At 71.5% G+C, this 18,124-nt stretch carries 15 protein-coding genes; 7 read left to right on the forward strand and 8 right to left on the reverse strand.

From position 1 onward, the window contains the following. Positions 1 to 23: 23 nt before the first annotated feature. The 4 genes from ACE37J_RS13395 to ACE37J_RS13410 form a co-directional block, all read right to left on the reverse strand. A complete protein-coding gene (locus ACE37J_RS13395; RefSeq protein ID WP_409711760.1) occupies positions 24 to 1,379 on the reverse strand; it encodes an adenylate/guanylate cyclase domain-containing protein in 1,356 nt (451 codons plus the stop codon). 80 nt (positions 1,380 to 1,459) lie between these two features. Further along, a complete protein-coding gene (locus tag ACE37J_RS13400) occupies positions 1,460 to 2,230 on the reverse strand; it encodes a Bax inhibitor-1/YccA family protein (protein ID WP_409711761.1) in 771 nt (256 codons plus the stop codon). A gap of 101 nt (positions 2,231 to 2,331) precedes the next feature. Then, positions 2,332 to 4,884 (reverse strand): ABC transporter permease, encoded by a 2,553-nt coding sequence (locus ACE37J_RS13405; protein ID WP_409711762.1) that lies wholly within the window; start codon positions 4,882 to 4,884, stop codon positions 2,332 to 2,334. Next, positions 4,881 to 5,573 (reverse strand): ABC transporter ATP-binding protein, encoded by a 693-nt coding sequence (locus ACE37J_RS13410; protein WP_409711763.1) that lies wholly within the window; start codon positions 5,571 to 5,573, stop codon positions 4,881 to 4,883. The genes ACE37J_RS13405 and ACE37J_RS13410 overlap by 4 nt, the downstream gene beginning before the upstream one ends. Positions 5,574 to 5,601: 28 nt before the next feature. Between ACE37J_RS13410 and ACE37J_RS13415 the strand changes: the two genes are divergently transcribed. Further along, the gene (locus ACE37J_RS13415) at positions 5,602 to 6,258 is read left to right on the forward strand and encodes an arylesterase (RefSeq protein ID WP_409711764.1); all 657 of its coding nucleotides are present in this window, start codon (positions 5,602 to 5,604) and stop codon (positions 6,256 to 6,258) included. 18 nt (positions 6,259 to 6,276) lie between these two features. Then, positions 6,277 to 6,816, forward strand: coding sequence for an RNA 2',3'-cyclic phosphodiesterase (thpR, locus tag ACE37J_RS13420; protein ID WP_409711765.1), 540 nt, complete (start codon positions 6,277 to 6,279; stop codon positions 6,814 to 6,816). Here thpR and ACE37J_RS13425 read toward each other — a convergent pair. Beyond that, positions 6,798 to 6,935 carry a hypothetical protein gene (locus ACE37J_RS13425; protein ID WP_409711766.1) on the reverse strand — a complete coding sequence of 46 codons (138 nt, stop codon included), beginning with the start codon at positions 6,933 to 6,935 and terminating at the stop codon, positions 6,798 to 6,800. The genes thpR and ACE37J_RS13425 overlap by 19 nt on opposite strands. A gap of 242 nt (positions 6,936 to 7,177) precedes the next feature. On the opposite strand from ACE37J_RS13425, the gene ACE37J_RS13430 reads away from it, so the two are divergent. Continuing rightward, positions 7,178 to 11,749: a beta strand repeat-containing protein gene (locus ACE37J_RS13430; RefSeq protein ID WP_409711767.1), complete on the forward strand. Its 4,572-nt coding sequence runs from the start codon at positions 7,178 to 7,180 to the stop codon at positions 11,747 to 11,749. A 60-nt stretch (positions 11,750 to 11,809) separates the two neighbouring features. Here the strand turns inward: ACE37J_RS13430 and ACE37J_RS13435 are convergent, their stop codons facing one another. Beyond that, positions 11,810 to 12,031 carry a DUF1127 domain-containing protein gene (locus tag ACE37J_RS13435; protein ID WP_409711768.1) on the reverse strand — a complete coding sequence of 74 codons (222 nt, stop codon included), beginning with the start codon at positions 12,029 to 12,031 and terminating at the stop codon, positions 11,810 to 11,812. A gap of 123 nt (positions 12,032 to 12,154) precedes the next feature. On the opposite strand from ACE37J_RS13435, the gene ACE37J_RS13440 reads away from it, so the two are divergent. After that, a complete protein-coding gene (locus tag ACE37J_RS13440) occupies positions 12,155 to 13,036 on the forward strand; it encodes a LysR family transcriptional regulator (RefSeq protein ID WP_409711794.1) in 882 nt (293 codons plus the stop codon). A 267-nt stretch (positions 13,037 to 13,303) separates the two neighbouring features. Here the strand turns inward: ACE37J_RS13440 and ACE37J_RS13445 are convergent, their stop codons facing one another. Then, positions 13,304 to 13,786, reverse strand: coding sequence for a GbsR/MarR family transcriptional regulator (locus ACE37J_RS13445; protein WP_409711769.1), 483 nt, complete (start codon positions 13,784 to 13,786; stop codon positions 13,304 to 13,306). Between the two features lie 132 nt (positions 13,787 to 13,918). Between ACE37J_RS13445 and ACE37J_RS13450 the strand changes: the two genes are divergently transcribed. The 3 genes from ACE37J_RS13450 (at position 13,919) to folD (ending at position 17,042) form a co-directional block, all read left to right on the forward strand. After that, positions 13,919 to 15,589, forward strand: coding sequence for a formate--tetrahydrofolate ligase (locus ACE37J_RS13450; RefSeq protein WP_409711770.1), 1,671 nt, complete (start codon positions 13,919 to 13,921; stop codon positions 15,587 to 15,589). Positions 15,590 to 15,654: 65 nt separating this feature from the next. After that, positions 15,655 to 16,137: a hypothetical protein gene (locus ACE37J_RS13455; protein ID WP_409711771.1), complete on the forward strand. Its 483-nt coding sequence runs from the start codon at positions 15,655 to 15,657 to the stop codon at positions 16,135 to 16,137. Between the two features lie 11 nt (positions 16,138 to 16,148). Continuing rightward, positions 16,149 to 17,042, forward strand: a complete 894-nt coding sequence (gene folD, locus ACE37J_RS13460; protein ID WP_409711772.1) for a bifunctional methylenetetrahydrofolate dehydrogenase/methenyltetrahydrofolate cyclohydrolase FolD — start codon at positions 16,149 to 16,151, stop codon at positions 17,040 to 17,042. 3 nt (positions 17,043 to 17,045) lie between these two features. On the opposite strand, the gene ACE37J_RS13465 is transcribed toward folD, so the two are convergent. Beyond that, entirely contained in the window at positions 17,046 to 17,225 is a 180-nt protein-coding gene (locus ACE37J_RS13465) for a hypothetical protein (protein WP_409711773.1), read from the reverse strand. Positions 17,226 to 18,124 lie beyond the last annotated feature (899 nt).

Consider the following 18,124-nt stretch of genomic DNA (forward strand, 5'->3'; position numbering starts at 1 on the left):
GCCCGCGGCTGCGGCCCGCCGGATCAGGCCGCGCCGCCGCCCCCTGCCGGCACCGCGAGGCCCCAGACGATCACGGGCTCCGCCCGCCCGCGCAAGGCTTCGGGGCCGACCCGTTCCGGCCCCTCCGGCCATCCCGCCGCCGCCATCGCCTCCTCGCTGATCGCGACCGAAAGGTCGAGCGCGCGGCAGAGATGTTCGAGCCGGGAGGCGACGTTGACCGTGTCGCCGATCACCGCGAACTCCATCCGCTGCGCCGCGCCGACCTCGCCGAGCAGAACCGGGCCATAATGCAGCCCGACGACGAGCCGCGCCGCCGCCTCGCCCCGCGCCTCCCGCGCGCGGCTCCAGGCCTCCGCATCCGCCGCGATCCGCCGCGCAGCGGCCAGGGCGCGCGCGGCGGGCGGCGCGCGGCCCTCCGTCTCCAGCGTCGGGAAGGCGCCGAAGGTCGCCATCGCGCCGTCCCCGATGAACTTGTCGAGCACGCCGCGCTCCTCCGCCACCGCCGTCGCCACGAGCGCCTGCGCCTTGCGCAGGAGCCCGATCGCCGCCTTCGGGCCGAGCCGCTCCGCGAGCGCCGTGAAGCCCACGATGTCGGTGAAGAGCACCGCCGCCGCCGCCTCCCGCTCCGCGCCGAAGGGCGCGTCCCGCTCCGCCAGCTCGAAGACGGCCTCCGCCGGCAGGTAGCGCGAAAGGTTGGCCGCCCGTCGCGCCGCCGCCGTCTCCCGCACCACGAGCCGCCGCGCCGCCGCGCTGCCGGCCGCGACAAGCGCCGAGACGATCAGGAACACCGCGGCGAACTGGAGCTGGATGCCCATGTCGACGAAAGTGGGGTTCCCGAAGGTCTCGGCGAAGGAGGCGTCTTCGTCAAAGCCGGTGACCGAACCCGGCAACGACGCGAGCCAGTAGATCGCCGCCGCCCAGAACGCCGCGCCGCAGACCCCGCCCCAGAGGATCAGCGCGGGCCGCAGCGTCATCGCCAGCGCGCCCGTGACGATGAAAAGATAGACGGAATTGCCGAAGCGCAGCGCCGCCTGCGGCGGCAGGTCCGCCGGGTCGATCGGGTTCGGATAGACCAGTGTGAAGACGAGCAGCGCCGTGTCGAACGCGACGAAGGCGTAGACCATCCAGTCGCGAAACCATCGTGTCGTCGCGATCAGGTATTGCGCCCAGCCGACCGCGATGAAGACGCCGATAAGCCCTAGCCAGTACCAGACCGCCGGCCAAGGCGCGACGCCCATGACGATGAGCGCGGCGCCCAGCATGGCGAAGCTGCGGTTGATGGCGGTCGGCCGCGCCCGGCGCCGCGCCTCCCGCGCCAGCGCCTCGGCGATGCGCCGCTGTTCGGCTTCATCCGCTCCGGCGTCGCCGTTCATCAACATGGAGCGCGCCTCCGGCGCAGGGGGAAAGAGAAAGGGCCGGGGGTCGCCCCCCGGCCCTCGAAGCTCCGTCCGGTCTCAGGTCACTCGCGGCTCTGGCCGAGGAACGAGAGCAGGAACATGAACATGTTGAGGAAGTTGAGATAGAGGCTCAGCGCCCCCATGATCGCGCCCTTCTGCAGATAGGCCGCGCCGTCCCGGCCCATCTGGCTGTAATGGACGTACTCGTTCTTCAGCCGCTGCGTGTCGAAGGCGGTGAGGCCCGCGAAGATCAGGACGCCGATGACCGAGATCGCGAACTGCAGCGCCGAGGAGGCGAGGAAGATGTTCACGATCGAGGCGACGATCAGGCCGATCACGCCCATGACCAGGAACGCGCCCATGCCGGAAAGGTCCCGCTTGGTCGTGTAGCCGTAGATGCTGAGGCCGAGGAAGGCGATCGCCGTCACGAAGAAGGTCTGCGCGATCGACATGCCGGTATAGATCGCGAAGATCGAGGAGATGGAGACGCCCATCACCGCCGCGAAGGCCCAGAACACGGTCTGCGCCGTGGAGGCGGACATCTTGTTGACCATCGCCGCGAAGCCGAAGACGAAGATCAGCGGCGCGAACATCACCAGCCACTTGAGCGGCGAGGCGAAGAGAGCCGTGATGACGCCCGCGGGCACCAGCATCGTCTCCTGGCCGCGGGTGACCGCGTAGAGATCGTTGCCGAAGACATAGGCCACCACGCCGGTGATCGCCATCGCGACCGCCATGAGCGAGTAGACCTTGTTCATATAGGCGCGGAGGCCCGCGTCGATCTCCGCCCCTATGGCGCCGTCGCGCCGTATCGCCGTCTGGTAGTCAGCCATTGCAGCTGTGTCCTCTCCGTTGTTTCACAATGAAAAGGCCGCCTTGAACGGCGGTCTCTCCTCGCCTCGGAATATCGTGACGGCGCGCGCGCATTTCAACCTCATTCGCGCGCCCTCAATACGGAGGCGGGCCGCGCCGCGAGGGGGCGCCAGGCGAAGGCGAGCCCGGCCAGCAGCGCCGCCAGGGCCCCGCCGGAGACGACGCCGAGCGCCGAGGCCGCGTCGAAGCGGAAATCCGCCTCCATCACGAAGGTTATGACCGCCCAGGAGGCCGCGGCGCCGAAGCCGATGGCCACCAGTCCCGCCGCCGCGCCGACGAGCGCGGAGCGGAGCGCGAAGCTCCGCAGGATGCGCCCGCGCGAGGCGCCGATGACCTTCAGGATCGCCGCCTCGTAGGCCCGCGCCCGCTCCCCCGCCGCCGCCGCGCCGATCAAGACGACGAGTCCGGTGACGAGCACCGCCGCCGCCGCCCAGCGCGAGGCGGAGGCGAGGTCGGCGAGCCCGTCGGAGACGCGGTCGATCGCGTCCCGCACCCGGATCGCCGTGACGTTCGGGTAGGCCGGGCCGACGGCGCGCAGCAGCGGCGCCTCCGCCTCCGCCGCGGCGTGGACCGTGGCGATATGCGTGTGCGGCGCGCCGGCCATGGCCCCCGGGTCGAGGATCATCAGGAAGTTGATGCCCATGCCCCGCCAGTCGATCTCCCGGAAATTCGCGATGGTCGCGGTGATGTCCCGGCCGAGCACGTTCACCGTCACGGTATCCCCGATCCGCAGCCCCAGCTCGGCGCCCTCCTCGGCGGAGAAGGAGACGAGAGGCGGGCCGGAATAATCCGCCGCCCACCATTCGCCCTCGGTGATGACCGCGCCGCGCGGCGGCTCCGTCGCATAGGAGACGCCGCGATCCCCGCTCAGCACCCAGCGCGCGCCGGGGTCCACCTGTTCGCGCGCCTCCGCCGCCGGCACGCCGTCGAGCGCGGTGATGACCCCGCGGAGCATCGGCGCCGTCGCGATCTCGCCCACGCCCGGCTCGGCGCGCGTGAGGTCGAGGAAGCCGCCGAGCTGGTCGTTCTGGATGTCGATGAAGAAATAGGCCGGCGCGTCCTGCGGCAATTGCTCGCCGATGACGCTCCGCATGTTGTGGTCGATCTGCCCGATGGCGGCGAGCACCGTGAGCCCGAGGCCGAGGGAGAGCGCGGCCCCCGTCGTCTCGCCCCCCGGCCCGCCGATGGAGGCGAGCGCGAGCCGGAGCGTCGGCCGCCCGCGCGGCAGCGTTCCCCGCGCCGCCGAGGCCGCGAGCCGGCCGAGGAGCTTCGAGACGAGCCAGAGCACGGCGAGCGCCGCCGCCACCCCGCCCATGAACCAGGCCGCCAGCAGCGGCGCGCCCGAAAAGGTCAGCGCCGCCGCGACAAGCGCGAGGAGGAGCGCGCCGAGCGCGAGCAGGTCCCCCGCCGAAGGCAACCCCCGCTCCGGCGCCGCCATGTCCCGGAACAGCGCCGCCGCCCGCACCATGCGCACCCGCGCCAGCGGCCAGAGCGCGAAGAGGAACGCCGTCAGCGCGCCATAGAGCGAGGCTTCGAGGATCGGCCCGGGATAGAGCCGGAACAGCGCCGGCACCGGCAGCGCATCCGCGAAGAGCGGCCCGATCAGCGCGGGCAGCCCCGCCCCGATCAGGAGCCCGAGGATGACGCCCAGCGCCGTCAGCAATCCGATCTGGATCAGGTAGACCATGAACACCCCGCGCGAGGGCGCGCCGATGGTCTTCAGGATCGCGATGGTCTCCGTCTTCTCCGCCAGATAGGCCCGGACGGCGGAGGAAATCCCCACCCCGCCGACCGCGAGCGCCGCGAGCCCGACGAGAACGAGGAAGGCCGCCAGCCGCTCGACGAAGCGCTGGATGCCCGGCGCGCCGTTCCGGCTGTCGCGCCAGCGCCAGCCGCCGGCCTCCGCCGCGCCCTCGAACTCCGCCTTCAGCGCGTCGAGATCGGCGCCTTCGGGCAGGGAAAGCCGGAGCGAGGATTCATAGAACGACCCCTCGCCAAGGAGCCCGGAGCCGCCCAGCGCCTCCGTCCGCACGATGATCCGCGGCCCGAGCCCGAACCCCGCCGAAACCCCGTCCGGCTCCGCCTTCAGCGCCGCCCGCAATTCGAAGGCCTGCGCCCCGAGCCGAACCTCGTCCCCGATCTCCAGCCCCAGCCGGTCGATCAGCACCTGCTCCATCACGAGCCCGGGCCGCCCCTCCATCGCCAGCGCGTCGTCGAGCGGCATGGCCGGCTCCAGCTCCACCGCGCCATAGAGCGGATAGGCCGAGTCAACGCCCTTCACCTGCGTGAGCCCGCGCTCCGTCTCCCCGCTGATCCGGCTCTCCGCCACCGCCATGGAGCGGAAATCGACGATCTCGGAGACGCGGAGCGCCGCCGCCTGCACCTCGGCCATCTCCTCCGCCGTCGCGCGGCGATAGGTGAGCCGCAGCTCCGCGTCGCCGCCGAGAATCTCCCGCCCCTTTTCCGCCAGCCCCGTCTCGATCGCCGTCTTGACCGATCCGACGGCGGCCACCGCCGCCACGCCGAGAGCGAGGCAGAGGAGGAAGACGCGGAATCCCTTCAACCCCCCGCGCATCTCCCGGAGCGCGAAGCGGAGCGCGAGAGCCGGGCTCACGCCGCGGCCCGCGCGGCTTCCGGCGTCTCCCGCGCCCGCCCGTCCTCGATCCGGATCACCCGGTCGCACATCGCCGCGAGCGCGGGCGCATGCGTCACCATCACCAGCGTCGCCCCGTGGCGCTTCTGGAGGTCGAAGAGCGCCTCCACGATCACCGCGCCCGTCGCGCTGTCGAGATTGCCGGTCGGCTCGTCCGCGAGAAGGATCTTCGGCCGCGGAGCCGAGGCGCGGGCGAGCGCCACGCGCTGCTGCTCCCCGCCCGAAAGCTGCGCCGGATAATGGTCCGCCCGGTGGCCGAGGCCGAGCGCCTTCAGCTCCTCCAGCGCCCGGTCGAACGCGTCCCGCGCGCCCGCAAGCTCCAGCGGCGCCGCGACATTCTCGATCGCCGTCATCGTCGGGATGAGATGGAAGGACTGGAAGACCACCCCCATGTTGTCGCGCCGGAACCGCGCCAGCCCGTCCTCGCCCATCGCCGTCAGGTCCTGCCCGAGCGCCGTGACCTTGCCGGAGCTCGCGCGCTCCAGCCCGCCCATGATCATCAGCAGCGAGGACTTGCCGGAGCCCGAGGGCCCGACGATGCCGACCGACTGCCCCGCCGCAACGTCAAGCCCGACCCCGCGGAGGATATCCACCTTTCCGGCCTTGGCGCCGAGCGTCAGATGCACATCTTGGAGGGAGAACACATTCATGGGGCGATCCGGCATGAGGTCTGTTGCGATGCGATATGGGCTGGCGGCGATGATCCGCAAGGCGATTCCGGCTTTCGCGGCGGTCTTCCTCGCCTCCGCAGCCTCCGCCGAAATCCGCATCGTGGCTCTGGGGGACAGCCTGATCCATGGCTACGGCCTCCCCGCCGAGCAGAGCTTCGCGCCCCGACTCGAAGCCTGGCTGAGGGAGAACGGCGCCCCCGACGCGGTGGTGGTCAATGCGGGCGTGAGCGGAGACACGACCGCGGGCGGCAAGGCCCGGCTCGGCTGGGCGCTGGACGGCGCCGGGGGCGACGGGCCGGACGCGCTGATCGTGGAGCTTGGCGGCAACGATCTCCTCCGCGCCATCGACCCGGCGGCGAGCCGCGCCAACCTCGCCGCGATCATGGAGGAGGCGAAGGCCCGCAACCTCCCCGTCCTCCTCACGGGCATGCTCGCCCCGCTCAATTACGGCGCGGACTACAAGGAGGAATTCGACGCGATCTATCCCGAGCTCGCCGCCGAATACGGCGCGATCCATGACGAATTCTTCCTCGAGGGCCTCGTCGGCAAGCCCGAATTGTTCCAGCCGGACGGCATCCATCCGAACGCCGAGGGGGTGGAGGCGCTCGTCGCCCGGTTCGGCCCCATCGCGCTCGAACTCGTGGAACGGGCGCGGGCGGAGTGAGGCGAGAGGAGTGAGCCGGTGCGCCTCTTCGCCGCGCTCGACCTGCCGGAGCCGATGCGGGCGCGGCTCGCCGCCCTCCAGGCCGGCCTCCCCGAAGGCCGGCTGACGACGCCGGAAAACCTCCACCTCACCCTCGCCTTCTTCGGCGAGGCCGGGGCGCGGGAGGCGGAGGAGCTTCACGCCGCGCTCGGCCGGGTGAAGGCCGCGCCCTTCGACCTCTGGATCGACGGAACCGGCGCCTTCGGCGGCGCGAAGCCCCGCCTCCTCTTCGCCGCCGCCCGGCCCGATCCCGCCCTCGCCCGCCTTCACGAGAAGGTGGAGCAGGCCGGGCGGGACGCCGGCTTTCCCCGCCCGGCGGAACGCTACCGCCCGCATGTGACGCTGAAGCGCCTCCATCCCGGCGAAATGTCCGCCGCCCGCGCCGCCCGCTGGCTCGAGGCGACGGGCGCGGCGCTGATCGGCCCGGCGCGGATCGGAGAGTTCGTCCTCTTCCGCTCCACGCTCGGCCATGCGCGCCCGGTCTACGAGCCGCTGGCGCGCTACGCCCTCTTCGGCTGAGGCCGCGCCCGCCGCGCCGCGCGCCGCAGCCGCGCCGCGGCCAGCGCGAAGCGGGGCAGGAACGCCTCCGCCCGCCGCGCCGATTTCGCCGCCTTCCAGATCAACCGCTCGCCGGCCATCGCCCGCCCTCCGTCAGAGGCGCGCCTCTTACGCCCGCCGCATGACGCCCGCGTTGCGGCGCCCTGACGCAGGCGTGACAATGAGGGGGGGGCGCAACTTTACCGCGCATCGCTCCGGCGCGGGCGCGGCATGCGGGATTCAAGCGCTTGATTCACCATCTAAATCGGTCGGGACGTGCAGGCCTGCACTGGTTTAACCCGGCGTTAACCGATAACTTCCCCGAAGTAAGGGGGCGTTTACCATGGCTACGATCACCGTCACGAACCTGAACGATTCCGGCGCCGGGAGCCTCCGCGCCGCGCTCGCGCAGGCGGAGGCGCAGGCGGGGGCGGACGAGATCGTCTTCGCCAACGGCCTGAGCGGTACCATTTCGCTCCAGTCCCGGCTCATCGTCTCGACCGACACGGTCTCCATCGACGGCGACGACCGCATCACCATCTCCGGCGACAGGAACTCCAACGGCGTCGCCGACAGCGCGGATTCGCAATTCCTGTACGTCGGGGAGGCCGGAACCGCCGCGATCGACGGTCTCACGTTCACGCACGGTTTCGGGCGCGCCGAGATCAACACCGTCGGTACGGTGATCGAGAACCGCGGCACGCTCACGATCACGGGCTCCACGATCGCGGAGACGCGGACGGAGGGCCTGCCCTACGCACAGAGCAGCTTTACCGCCGCCGCCACGATCTACAACCGCAGCGGGGCGACGATGACCGTCATCGACACGGTCATCACCGGCGCCTATGCGCGGGGCGGCGACGGGTTCGATACCGACCCGGAAGACAATTACGGCAACTATGGCGGCGGGCCCGCGACGGCGGGCATCCGCAACACCGGCGCCCTCGCGATCCGCAACCTCACGGTGGACGGGACGGCGATCGGCGGCGCGGGGGGCGACGGGACGAATTACAACAACGGCTCCCCGGACGGGCGGAACGGCGGCATCGGGGTCATCGGCATCTATTCCTTCACTGGCGCCCTCACCGTCGCCGGGGGCGGCTCAACGACGATTCGCGCAGGCGCGGCGGGCTCCGTCGCGACCGGCGGAAATCCGGGTGTCGGATACGGCGCCGGAGCCGACGGCGCCTATGGCCAGGCCATCTTCGGCGCCGGTGTCGGCATTGCGGCGGCGGGGATCACCCTCGACCTCTCCGCCATTCCCGGCGCCCCCTCCGGCGCCGCGCTCCCCGCGAACGAGCAGTTGTTTCTCGGCTCGCCGGGCGCGGACTTCCAGTTCGGCCTCGACAGCGGCCAGACCTTCTTCGGCGGCGCCGGAAACGACGAGTTCCGGGGCGTCGGCCCCGGCGACGTCGTCAGCATGGGGCCCGGCGCGGATACGGTTTCGGGCGAGGGCGCGATCCTGCTCGACGGCGAGACGGGGAACGACCTCCTCGTCATCACCGGCTCGGGCGACGTGACGGTGCGGGGCGACGGCGGCGAGGGCTCGGGGGTCTACGGGACGGACACGCTGCAATTCGACACGCCGTTCGGGGTCAACGTCAGCCTTCAGAGAGAGCAGCAGCGCGTCCAGGTGGATGCGCTAGGCACGCTCTTCGTCACCCTGGAGCAGATCGAGAACCTGATCGGCTCTCAGAACGCGGACAGCCTGACCGGCTCCACGTTTGGCAACAACCGGATCGAAGGCCGCGGCGGGGCGGACGAGATCTTCGGCCTCGACGGGGGAGATACGCTCCTCGGCGGCGCCGGGGACGACATCCTCGTCGGCGACGATTCGACCTCCGGCGTCGGCGGCGACGACCGGCTTGAAGGCGGGGACAATGAAGACAGCCTCTTCGGCGTCTTCGGAAACGACACGCTGCTCGGCGGCGCGGGGAACGACACGCTCGAAGGCGGCCCGGGAACCAACTTCATCGACGGCGGCGCGGGCGTCGATCAGGTCGTCTTCCGGGACGATTTCGAGACTTTCACCGTTTCGAACATCGCCGGCGGCCTCGTCTTCTCGAACGGCGTCGAGACGACGACGGTCTTCAACGTCGAGGAGTTCTTCTTCGGCGACGAGTTCGTCGAATTTTCCGACCGTTTCCGCATCATCGAGGGCGACGGCGCGCTCGCGCTCGCGCACGGCCAGAAGGTGGCGATCCGGACGGAGGATCTCTCCGCCACGCTCGGCGACGCGCGGGCCGATCAGGTCGTCTTCACCGCGACGGGCGTGACGGGCGGCTTTCTCGAACGCGCCGGGGCGCCCGGCGTCGCCGTCACGACCTTCACGCAGGCGGAGATCGACGCGCGGGAGATCCGCTTCGTCGATACGGCGCGGGACGGCGGCGCCTTCACCGTGACGGCGACGAGCGCGGTTGACGGTCTGACGAGCTTCGAGCGCAGGATCGACGTTCTGCCGGGCCGCTCCCTCGCCGATCTCGACGGGGCGGACGGATTCCGGATCGACGGGGATACGGGCTCCATGCGGTTCGGCTCCCGCGCCGGCAAGGATGTCGGCGGCGGGGGGGACATCAACGGCGACGGGATCAACGACATCGTCGTCGGCGCGCGCTACGCCAGCATAGGCTCGCCGGCCGGCGGCGAGGCCTATGTGGTGTTCGGCTCGGCCAACGGCTTCGCCGCCCGGCTCGGGGCGGAGGAACTGGACGGGACGAACGGCTTCCGCCTCCGCGGCTTCGAGGGCGAGGGGCTCGGCTATCAGGTCGACATCGTCGGCGACATGAACGGGGACGGGATCGACGACCTCCTGATCTCTGCGCCCTTCGCGGACTATACGGGCGGGAATTCCGGCTCGGTCTATATCCTCTATGGCAAGACGACCGGTTTCGCGCCCGTGATCGCCGCCAGCGAGATTTCAGGCGCGCAGGGTTTCCGCATAGACGGCGCGGCGCAGGCTTTCGCGGGCGCGACGGCGAAGGGAATAGGCGACTTCAACGGAGACGGGCTCGCCGACGTGGCGCTGAAGAGCTCTACTGCGCCATTCGGCGAGCCAGGCGGCCCAAGAACCAATGTGCAGGTCGTGCTCGGCGTCGAGGGAATGCGTGACAACGTCGATCTGACGACGTCGCCGGAGGTCATCACTTTCGAGGATTCGGCGCAGAATGACCGGTTCGGAACCGCCATCGCCGGCCTCGGCGACGTGACCGGGGACGGTGCCGCCGGCTTCGCCATCGGCGTTTCGGGCGGCGATCCGGCCGGCAGGAGCGCCGCTGGGCAGGTCATCGTCTTCTCGGCCGGCTCCAATGGCGGCCTCGTCATCAACGGCGTCGTCGGCGCGACGCCGGAGAATACGAGCGGGGGCGACAATGTGGGCCGCGCCGTCTCCGCCGCCGGGGATGTCAACGGCGACGGGATCGCGGACATTATCGTCGGCAGCGGCCTCGTCGATCCGAACGGGGAATCTTCTGGTACGGCTTATGTCGTTTTCGGCTCGCCGACAGGTTTCACCGCGCCTGTCGAGCTTTCCGCGCTGAACGGCGCGAACGGTTTTGCGCTGCGGGGCGTCGCGGCGTTCGACTATGCGGGCGACGCCGTCTCCGCCGCCGGCGACGTGAACGGGGACGGGATCGACGATCTGCTCGTCGGCGCGCGCTTCGCGGGGACGAGCGCTCAGGGCGAGACCTATGTCGTCTTCGGCTCGCGGAGCGGCTTCGCCGCCTCCATCGAGCTCTCCGCGCTCGCGCCCTCCGCCGGGTTCCGCCTCACGGGCGCCATGCCGAGCGACGCCAGCGGCGATTCCGTCGCCGCGCTCGGGGACGTGAACGGCGACGGGCGGGACGATTTCATCATCGGCGCGCGCTTCGCACGCGGAGCGCCGCTGGATCAGGATGCCGGCGCGGCCTTCGTCGTCTTCGGCGGCGATTTCGGCGCGCCCGTCATCGGCGGGGACCTGTCGCTCTCCGTCGCCTCCGGCGGGCGCGCGACCGTGCGCGCGGCGGACCTCTCGGCGACGGGCGAGGACCTTCTCTTCCATGTGACCGGCGAAAGCCGGGGCTTCGTCTCCCTCTCCACGGCGCAGAACGCGGCGGTGGAGAGCTTCACCGGAGCCGACCTCGCCGCCGGCCGCGTGCTCTTCACCCATTCAGGCGGAACCGGAGCCGGCGGCTTCACCGTCGAGGCGACGGACGGGGACGGCCTCGTCTCCGACGCGGCGCGCCTGGCGGTCTTGGTGACGCCGTCCCCCGTCACGCCTCCCGTAACCCCGCCCGTGACCCCGCCCGTGACCCCCCCGGTCACGCCGCCGGTGACCCCTCCGGGCACACCTCCCGTGGCGCCGCCCACGACGCCGCCCGCCGGGCCGACGCAGGGCGACGACGTGCTCTCGGGAACCGGCGGGCCGGACCGGATCGCGGCGCTGGCCGGGGACGATACGGTGAGGGGCCGCGGCGGGGACGACACGCTGCTCGGCCAGCGGGGGGAGGACGTGCTCCGCGGCGGCGGGGGCGACGACAGCCTGAAGGGCGGGGGCCAGGCCGACCGGATATTCGGCCAGGGCGCGAACGACACGCTGAAGGGCGGCGGCGGCGGCGACTTCCTGAAGGGCGGCGGCGGGGCGGACCGGATCATCGGCGGCGGCGGGGCCGACACGATCGAGGGCAACAAGGGCGCCGACACGCTGAAGGGCGGCGGCGGGCCGGACACGTTCCGCTTCAAGCCGGGAGACGGGGCGGACGTGATCCAGCGTTTCCAGCAGGGGGCCGACAAGGTCGAGTTCAAGCGCGGCGTCTCGGGCTTCGACGAGCTCCGGATCGAGCAGCAGGGCGACGACGTGCTGGTGACCTACACCCGCGGCTCGATCCTGTTCGAGAACCAGAGCGCCGGCGCCTTCGGGGAAGACGACTTCATCTTCTGAGGCGGCGCGCACCCCGCCGCCCGGCATCGGGCCCGCCCGCAACCGGGCGGGCCTCGCCCGTCATCCGCGCTTGCGCACGCTCCAGAACGGCCTGCGCGTCTCCGCCTCCGCCTCGGCGCGGGTGATCCCGATATCGGCGAGGAGGTGATCGGGCAGCTCCGCCAGCGTCCGCCGCTCCCGCGCCGCCGAAAGCCAGAGCGCGGCGTGCGCGCGGGCCGGGTCGGCGGCGCCGCGGGTCTTCTCGGACCGGCCATAGCCGATCAGGTCGCTCATCATGCTCATCGTCATCTCCATCATCAGATCGGATGCTTGCGCTTCAATCCATCATTTGGCTTGATTGATATGGCGCGCCGTGCTTCATTCCGGAAACGAATTGATCTGATGCAGTCCATCACGGAGGATGATATGGCGCGCAATCTCGACATCACCGCGCTCCGCAGCTTCGTCGCTGTCGCCGACGAGGGGAAGGTGACGGCCGCCGCCGGCCGGCTGAACCTCACGCAATCCGCCGTCTCGATGCAGCTGAAGCGGCTGGAGGAATCCCTCGGCGCCGGGCTTTTCGACCGGTCGGGCAGGGGCGTCGCGCTGACGGCGGAGGGCGAGCTTCTCCTCGGCTACGCCCGCCGCATGGTGGCGCTGAACGACGAGATCTGGGGCCGCATGACCCATGCGGATTACGAGGGGGAGCTGACCCTCGGCGTCCCGCACGACATCGTCTATCCGCACATCCCCGCGGTGATGCAGCGCTTCGCCCGCGCCTTCCCGCGGGTGAAGGTCTCGCTCACCTCCTCCTTCACGAAGCGATTGAAGGAGGAGTTCGCCCGCGGCGAGGCGGACCTGATCCTCACCACCGAATCCAATGTCGCCGCGCCGGGCGAGGTGCTGGCGGAAAGCCATCTCGTCTGGGTCGGCGCGCATGGCGGCGCGGCCTGGAAGGGGCGGCCGGTCAAGCTCGCCTATGAGCGCGCCTGCATCTTCCGCGCCCTCGTGCAGCGCGCGCTGGAAGGGGCGGGGCTGGACTGGGTGATGGCGGTGGAGAGCGACCAGACCCGCTCGGTGGAAGCCGCCGTCTCCGCCGACCTCGCGATCCACACCCAGATCGCCAGTTCGATCCCGCCGCATTTCGAGATCATCCAGCATGGCGGCGCCCTGCCGGACCTGCCGCCGATCCGCATCGGCCTGTATCGCGCCGAAGGGCCGAAGCGGGAGATGACGGACATGCTCGCCGAGATGATCCGGGAGGCTTACGGCGTCGGGGAGGCGGCGGGGCGCATGGCGGCGGAGTAAGCTCCGCCGGGCGGGGGCGGCGCGCTCCCCCAAGAACCTTGGCCCGGGCGACCAGCCCGGGCCGCGGCCTCCCTCCCGCATGGGAGGCCGCATCGCAACGTCTCAAGAAGTTCAGCCGTAACAGCCTCTTGCGCCATCAACCGCGGAGAGCGACCGCCCCGAAGCGACCTCCCGAGGGAGGCCGCGCCCCTCCGCGCGCCGCTCGAGCCGGTGGCCGGCCTCGCGGTCGGGATTGCGGCGCTGAAGAGACGCCCCCCGTCGGCCCGCCTACTTCTTCTTCTTTTTCTTCTTCGGCGGATCGGCTGGAGCCGCCCCGGGCGCCAGCGCCGCCTCCAGCGCCGGGCCGAGCGCGGCCATGTAGCCCGCATAGGCGGCGAGGCGCGGCGCGCCCTCCATGCCGGAAAGCGCCGCCGCCGCCGGCTCCGCGACCCGCGCGCGGAAGGCGGAGAGGAGCGCGGCCGCCGCCTCTTCCGGCGCGTCCGGCGCCGCGAACCGCTCCTGCCGCTCCCCCGGCGCGGGCGCCGAGCGGACGAGGCCGAACCCCCGCAGTTCCTTCAGCGCGGCGGAGACGTTGGAGCGCGCGATGGAGAGCGCCTCGGCGATCTCCGCCGCGCTCATCGCGCTCTCCGCGGAGAGAATCAGCGCCCAGACCTGCCCGCCGCTCTTCGTCAGCCCGAGCCCGCGCGCCACTTCACCCCAGCGGAGGACGAAGGCCCGGCGGGCGGGCGGGAGCGGGGCGGGCGCAGCCATGGCGAAAGCCTTAACGACGCCGCCCGCTCTTGCAACCCTTCCCGCCGCGAACGGGCGCGCCGCCGTCGCTTTCCTCCCTTGCTTTCGCCGCCGCCCGCGATAGGCCAAGGCGAAAGCCGAAAGGGGAGCGCCATGAAAACCGATATCGAGATCGCCCGCGCCGCGAAGAAGAAGCCGATCCAGGAGATCGGCGCCCGGCTCGGCGTGCCCGCCGAGCACCTCCTGCCCTTCGGCCACGACAAGGCGAAGATCTCCGCCGAGTTCATCGCCGGGCTGGCCGGGCGCCCCCGCGGCAAGCTCGTCCTCGTCACCGCGATCAACCCCACCCCCGCGGGCGAGGGCAAGACGACGACGACGGTCGGCCTCGGCGACGGGCTGAACGCCATCGGCAAGCGGGCCGCGGTTTGCATCCGCGAAGCCTCGCTCGGCCCGAATTTCGGCATGAAGGGCGGCGCCGCGGGCGGGGGCTTGGCGCAGGTCGTGCCGATGGAGGAGATGAACCTCCACTTCACCGGCGATTTCCACGCGATCACCAGCGCGCACAACCTCCTCTCCGCGATGATCGACAACCACATCTACTGGGGCAACGAGCTCGAGATAGACGAGCGCCGCATCGTCTGGCGCCGCGTGATGGACATGAACGACCGCGCGCTCCGCGACATCGTCGTGAGCCTCGGCGGCGTCGCCAACGGCTTCCCCCGTCAGACCGGGTTCGACATCACGGTGGCCTCCGAGGTCATGGCGATCCTCTGCCTCGCCGCCGACCTCGCGGACCTCAAGACGCGCCTCGGCGACATCATCGTCGCCTATACGCGGGAGAAGAAGCCGGTCTACGCCCGCGACCTGAAGGCGGACGGTGCGATGGCCGTGCTCCTCGCCCAGGCGATGCAGCCCAACCTCGTGCAGACGCTGGAGAACAACCCCGCCTTCGTCCATGGCGGCCCCTTCGCCAACATCGCCCATGGCTGCAATTCCGCCATCGCGACGAAGACGGCGCTCGCGCTGGCCGACTACGTGGTGACGGAGGCCGGCTTCGGCGCCGATCTCGGGGCCGAGAAGTTCATGAACATCAAGTGCCGCAAGGCCGGCCTCGCGCCCGACGCGGTGGTGATCGTGGCCACGATCCGCGCGCTGAAGATGAACGGCGGCGTCGCGAAGGAGGCGCTCGGGGCCGAGAACGTCGCCGCCGTGAAGGAAGGCTGCGCCAATCTCGGCCGCCATATCGAGAACGTGGCGAAATTCGGCGTCCCCGCCATCGTCGCGATCAACCATTTCGTGACCGATACGGAGGCGGAGATCGAGGCGGTGAAGGCCCATGTCGCCGCCCTCGGCGCCGAGGCCGTGCTCTGCCGCCACTGGGCCGAAGGCTCGAAGGGGATCGAGGCGCTGGCCCACAAGGTCGTCGCCATCGCCGAGAGCGGCAAGGCCGCCTACAGGCCCCTCTATGCGGACGAGACGCCGCTCTTCGCCAAGATCGAGACGGTGGCGAAGGAGATCTACCGCGCCGCGGAGGTCGCCGCCCCCGCCTCCGTCCTCTCCCAGCTGAAGGAATGGGAGGCGGCGGGCTACGGCCATCTGCCGGTCTGCATGGCCAAGACGCAATATTCCTTCACGACCGACCCGACCGTCCGCGGCGCCCCCGTCGGCCATTCGATCCCGGTCAGGGAGGTCCGCCTCTCCGCTGGCGCCGGCTTCGTCGTCGCCATCTGCGGGGAGATCATGACGATGCCCGGCCTGCCGCGCCGCCCGGCGGCGGAGACGATCCGCTTCAACGACGCCGGGGAGATCGAGGGGCTCTTCTGATCCCGGTTGAGGCCGGGCGCCCCCGCCGCTAGCGTGGCGGCGCCCGCCACCCGAAGGAGCCCAGCATGATCCGCGCCGCCGCCCTCGCCCTCGCCCTCCTCGCCCTCCCCGCCGCGGCGGAGATCGAGGACCGCTACGCCGGCTATCACTACCCCCCGGTGACGACGGAGGAGACCTTCACCCGCGTCATCGCCCCCGGCACGCCGCCCGCAGAGCAGGCGGTGCGGGTGAACTTCGTGACCTCGATCACCAAGGCGCAGCTCGCCGCGCCGGAAAGCCCCCGCTACGTCATCTTCGAGAAGGGCGCGAATTCGGACCGGCTGATGATCGTCGCGCTCGACGACGAGGTCTTCCGCACCCTCTTCCGCGCCCGCGCCGTTCTCGCGCAGCTCACCTCGAACATGCGCGGCACGGATTTCTTCCGCCAGCAGGACCTGCATCTCGAGGGCACGCTCTACGACATGCTGCAGATCATGGGCTTCTCCTCCCTCGTCCTCAGCGACGGGGCGACCTGGTCCCACCGCGTGAACTTCGTCGCCGGAGGCTGAAAGGAGCCCGCATGACCGCCCGCATCATCGACGGAAAGGCCTTCGCGGCGACGATCCGCGAACGGGTCGCCGCCCACGTTTCGCGCCTCAAGGCGGATCACGGGCTGACCCCCGGCCTCGCCGTCGTGCTCGTCGGGGCGGACCCGGCCTCGGAGGTCTATGTCCGCAACAAGGGCAAGCAAACGAAGGAGGCCGGCATGGAATCCTTCGAGCATCGGCTTCCCGCAGAGACGCCGGAGGCCGATCTCCTCGCCCTCGTCGCCCGGCTGAACGCGGACCCGGCGGTGCACGGCATCCTCGTCCAGCTTCCGCTCCCCGCCCATATCGACGAGGCGAAGGTGATCGGCGCCATCGCGCCGGAAAAGGATGCGGACGGGTTCCACATCTCCAATGTCGGCCTGCTGGCGACGGGGCAGGACGCGCTCGTCCCCTGCACGCCGCTCGGCTGCCTCCTCCTCCTCCGCGACCTCCACGGGAGCCTTGCGGGGATAGAGGCGGTCGTCCTCGGCCGGTCCAACATCGTCGGCAAGCCGATGGCGCAGCTTCTGCTGCGGGAGAGCTGCACCGTCACCATCGCCCATAGCCGCACCAAGGGCATCGAGGCGGTGGCCGCGCGGGCGGACATCCTCGTCGCCGCCGTGGGGCGGCCCGAGATGGTGAAGGCGAGCTGGGTGAAACCGGGCGCGACGGTGATCGACGTCGGCATCAACCGGCTCGAAGGGGAGGGGGGCAAGGCCCGCCTCGTCGGCGATGTGGACTTCGCCGCCGTCGCCCCAATCGCCGGCGCGATCACGCCCGTTCCCGGCGGCGTCGGCCCGATGACCATCGCCTGTCTCCTCGCCAACACGGTCACCGCCGCCTGCCGCGCGAACGGCCTCCCCGCGCCCGAGGGCCTGACGATCTGAGCCTCACCCGCCGAAGGACGCGGCGCGCATGATCCGCCCCGCCCGGACGCGCCCGAACGCCCTGTGCCGCGCCGTCCCCTTCCGCATCGGCAGGATGAAGAGCGTCGCCGCCGCGGCGAGAGCGACGGCGAGGATGTGGAGCTGGATCGCGAAGGGCGCGGCGAGGATCGGGGCGAGGGTCATCGGCGGTTCCGGGTCTCGTCTGGCGGACCATGCCGGAGCGCGCGGGGCGGGGGGAACGGCGGCGGGCGCCCCGCGCGCTGCCGCCGCCGCCCCAGGGCCGACCCGGAAAGCCGAAGGCCCCGGACCTGATCCGGGGCCCCGCAGGCAAGGGCGGGCGCGGTTTGGCCCCCCTCCGCCTCCACCCGATCGCCCCACCGTCGCCCAAACGCGCCCGGCTGATCTGACCCGCGTCAGATCAGCCCGCGCCCGCCGCCCCCTCGGCGGGCGCGAGTCCGCGCCCACCGCGGCGGTCACGGCCCGATCTTCGACCTTCGGCCAGGCTTGGCGCCCCTCGGCCTCCGCAGGGGCTCCGGCCGAACGGCCCCGGCGGGTCTCCACCGGAGACCCGCTTGTCGAGGCCGTGGCGCGCAACCGCAAGCGTCGCGGGAGAGCCGGTTTCCGCTCGCGCCCCTCGCCTCGTCCAAAGCCTCCCGCCTCCGCCTTGTGGCCCCGCAGTCGCCCAAGAGCGCCCGGCCGATACGCCCCGCGTATCGGCCCGCGGCCGCCCGCCCCAAGGCGGCCGCGAGACGCGGCCACCCGGGCGGCCGCGAACCGATGCAGACCGACGCGGCGGCTTGGCTCCCTGGCCTCCGCAGCGTCCGGCCGGAACAGCTCTGCCTCCACCGGAAGGTCGCTGATGGGGCCGCGGCGCGAAACGCAAGCGGCAAGAGCCCCGTTTTCCCTCGCGCTTCCCACTCGTCCGCAATCGTCCGCGTCCGCCTCATCGCCCAACCGTCGCCAAAGAGCGCCCGGCAGATCAGACCCGCGGCTGATCTGCCCGCGGCCGCCGCCCCCGGCGGCCGCGATCCCGCGGCCACCGCGGCGACCGCCGGCAGATCTCGAGCGACGGCGGCCCGGCG

The sequence above is a fragment of the Pikeienuella sp. genome, assembly GCF_046290545.1.
Classification (GTDB): Bacteria; Pseudomonadota; Alphaproteobacteria; order Rhodobacterales; family Rhodobacteraceae; genus Pikeienuella.

What these genes read in the sequence shown, in the direction of transcription:
- ACE37J_RS13395 (WP_409711760.1), bottom strand. Translation starts at nt 1,379, where the DNA reads ATGTTGATGAACGGCGACGCCGGAGCGGATGAAGCCGAACAGCGGCGC.
- ACE37J_RS13400 (WP_409711761.1), bottom strand. Translation starts at nt 2,230, where the DNA reads ATGGCTGACTACCAGACGGCGATACGGCGCGACGGCGCCATAGGGGCG.
- ACE37J_RS13410 (WP_409711763.1), bottom strand. Translation starts at nt 5,573, where the DNA reads ATGAATGTGTTCTCCCTCCAAGATGTGCATCTGACGCTCGGCGCCAAG.
- ACE37J_RS13415 (WP_409711764.1), top strand. Translation starts at nt 5,602, where the DNA reads ATGCGATATGGGCTGGCGGCGATGATCCGCAAGGCGATTCCGGCTTTC.
- ACE37J_RS13425 (WP_409711766.1), bottom strand. Translation starts at nt 6,935, where the DNA reads ATGGCCGGCGAGCGGTTGATCTGGAAGGCGGCGAAATCGGCGCGGCGG.
- ACE37J_RS13430 (WP_409711767.1), top strand. Translation starts at nt 7,178, where the DNA reads ATGGCTACGATCACCGTCACGAACCTGAACGATTCCGGCGCCGGGAGC.
- ACE37J_RS13435 (WP_409711768.1), bottom strand. Translation starts at nt 12,031, where the DNA reads ATGAGCATGATGAGCGACCTGATCGGCTATGGCCGGTCCGAGAAGACC.
- ACE37J_RS13440 (WP_409711794.1), top strand. Translation starts at nt 12,155, where the DNA reads ATGGCGCGCAATCTCGACATCACCGCGCTCCGCAGCTTCGTCGCTGTC.
- ACE37J_RS13445 (WP_409711769.1), bottom strand. Translation starts at nt 13,786, where the DNA reads ATGGCTGCGCCCGCCCCGCTCCCGCCCGCCCGCCGGGCCTTCGTCCTC.
- ACE37J_RS13450 (WP_409711770.1), top strand. Translation starts at nt 13,919, where the DNA reads ATGAAAACCGATATCGAGATCGCCCGCGCCGCGAAGAAGAAGCCGATC.
- ACE37J_RS13455 (WP_409711771.1), top strand. Translation starts at nt 15,655, where the DNA reads ATGATCCGCGCCGCCGCCCTCGCCCTCGCCCTCCTCGCCCTCCCCGCC.
- folD (WP_409711772.1), top strand. Translation starts at nt 16,149, where the DNA reads ATGACCGCCCGCATCATCGACGGAAAGGCCTTCGCGGCGACGATCCGC.
- ACE37J_RS13465 (WP_409711773.1), bottom strand. Translation starts at nt 17,225, where the DNA reads ATGACCCTCGCCCCGATCCTCGCCGCGCCCTTCGCGATCCAGCTCCAC.